The 2,264-nt window shown below is 61.7% G+C and carries 2 protein-coding genes; one reads left to right on the top strand and one right to left on the bottom strand.

All coding sequences use genetic code 11. The features are described from left to right. The coding region (gene tnpC / locus CWO89_RS43290; RefSeq protein ID WP_130584283.1) for an IS66 family transposase at positions 1-1,031 on the top strand (1,031 nt) is incomplete at its 5' end. Positions 1,032-1,044: 13 nt separating this feature from the next. Here tnpC and CWO89_RS43285 read toward each other — a convergent pair. Then, the gene (locus CWO89_RS43285; protein WP_130584282.1) at positions 1,045-1,692 is read right to left on the bottom strand and encodes a glutathione S-transferase family protein; all 648 of its coding nucleotides are present in this window, start codon (positions 1,690-1,692) and stop codon (positions 1,045-1,047) included. Positions 1,693-2,264: the final 572 nt, after the last annotated feature.

The raw sequence follows: 2,264 nt of genomic DNA, 5'->3' as shown, positions 1-2,264 counted from the left end.
GTGCAGGGCCCCAGCTGCTGGCCCATGTCCTGTTTGCCAAGTACGGCCTGCACCTACCGCTTCATCGTCAGAGCGACGTCTACCAGCGTGAAGGCATCGACCTCGACGTATCGACGCTCGCGGACTGGGTCGATGCCGCCGCGGCAACCCTGATGCCTTTGGTCGACGCAATCCGGAGCCTCGTCTTCGCAGCCGAGCGCATCCACGCGGATGACACCACGGTGCCGGTCCAGGCCAAGGGCAAGACCCGCACCGGCCGGCTCTGGACCTACGTGCGCGACGACCGCCCGTTTGCCGGCCCAGATCCGCCAGCGGCCGTGTTCTTCTACTCACCCGATCGTGGCGGTGCGCATCCGGAACAGCATCTGGCGGGCTACGCCGGACTGATGCAGGCTGACGCCTACGCCGGCTTTGGCAGGCTCTACGAGGCCAATCGCAAGGGCGGCCCGATCATCGAGGCCGCGTGCTGGGCGCACGGCAGGCGCAAGTTCTTTGATCTGGCGCGGCTCAGCAAGGCGCCGATCGCAGCCGAGGCGGTCAAGCGCGTCGATGTTCTGTTCGCCATCGAGCGCGAGATCAACGGTCTTGCTGCGCAGGAGCGTTTGCGTGTGCGCCAGGAGCGTAGCCGCCCCCTGATCGTCGAGCTGGAGGCGTGGTTGCGCGAGCAGCGCGCCAAGCTCTCCAGGAACAACGACACGACCAAGGCGATCAATTACTGCCTCAGCCGCTGGGATGCATTTAGCCGCTTCCTTGATGACGGACGGCTTTGCATGTCGAACAATGCTGCCGAGCGTGAGCTACGGGCGGTCGCCGTGGGACGAAAAAATTGGACCTTCGCCGGGTCCGACGAGGGCGGCCGGCGTGCGGCTGCGATCTACACCCTCATCGCCACCGCCAAGCTCAATGACGTCGACCCGCAGGCTTGGCTTGCCGACGTGCTGGCGCGCCTACCGGATCATCCCGCCAAGCGCATCAACGAACTGCTGCCTTGGAATTGGAAAGTGCGAGGTGCCACATTAGCGGCTGCATGATCCATTTGATCGTTCAGCGCCGCACAGGCAGCGAGTTGCCCACCGGCATCAGTTCATACGGCAGCTTCCACCCTGGTAACGACGCCACGCGCTCGCGCCATTTGTTGAGTGCGGGAAACGCCGCAGCAATATCGAAGCCAGTCTCCTCTGTGGGATAGTATACGTATCCAGCCAAAGAAAAATCCACAATAGTCGGGCGGTCGCCCAGCATGAAGCTGCGATTAGCAAGATGTTTGTCAACGATCGAGAAAGCGCCTTCGACCCTCGATCTCATATAGGCAAGCACAGTTGGATGCGCGGGCTCCGGCATCATTGACTGGAGAATCCGGTGCGCTGCAAAGTTGCCCGTAAATTTGTGGTTGTCGAACAGCAGCCAGCGCAAGGTCTCAAACTTTTCCTCCGCGCCAACAGGGCAGAACATGCCGTGAGTCTCCGCGAGCCATGTTAGGATCGCCCCCGACTGGCTCATCCGTCTACCGTCAAACTCGAGAACCGGAACTTCACCCATTCCGTTCATTGCGGTACGCCAAGCAGGGTCACGAGTCTGGCCGCCAGCGAAATCGACACCGATCGGCTCCCAGTCGAGCCCCGCACAATTAAGAAATAATGCGACTTTGAACGAATTGCCCGAAGCGCCGACGCAGTGCAGCCTATAAGCCATCCATCGCCTCCCGCGGCCCGCAGCGTAGTCGCCGGCTGCTGACAGGGTCATGTCAGCAGCTTTGTTACGTGAAACGGAATGATGGTGGCCTAGGGCCTTCACCGGATGGATACTGCGCTTCGGGGCTTGGTTGTGCGGAAACGGATAGCTCGGAAGCCGCCGTGGTCGACAATCGGCGCAGGCCGCCGATGTTTTCGCGTCGGATCGTCCAATAGCCGGCCAAGGTGGTTCTAGGGGACGCTGCGCTTTTTGGATGCACTTTCCGGCCTTCAGGTGGCGCGGATGGCTGCAATCAGGGTCGGCTTGTCGACGATGTTCATCACCCGTGTCAGGTTGTAGGCGAGGACATTGCGACGCCATCTCGGCGGCGACGTTCCGTAGGTGCTTCATCAGGAAGTGGGGCGCACCCATACGGGCCTTCCTTGACCAGATTCAGGTCGGGTCCGAGCGGCGCCAACTGCCGGGGCACGCCCGCCGCTCAGGTTCTCGCCGTGGCACTCACGGCACTCCTATACGTCAGGATGTACTCGCCAAACTGAGAGGTCGCCCTTTCATCATGCGCACGAAAAAGC

Origin of the sequence: Bradyrhizobium sp. Leo170 (genome assembly GCF_004296405.1) — a bacterium.
In the GTDB taxonomy this organism is placed as follows: domain Bacteria; phylum Pseudomonadota; class Alphaproteobacteria; order Rhizobiales; family Xanthobacteraceae; genus Bradyrhizobium.
The sequence above is the reverse complement of the archived record's forward strand: the minus strand, read 5'-3'. Positions and strand labels throughout refer to the sequence as shown.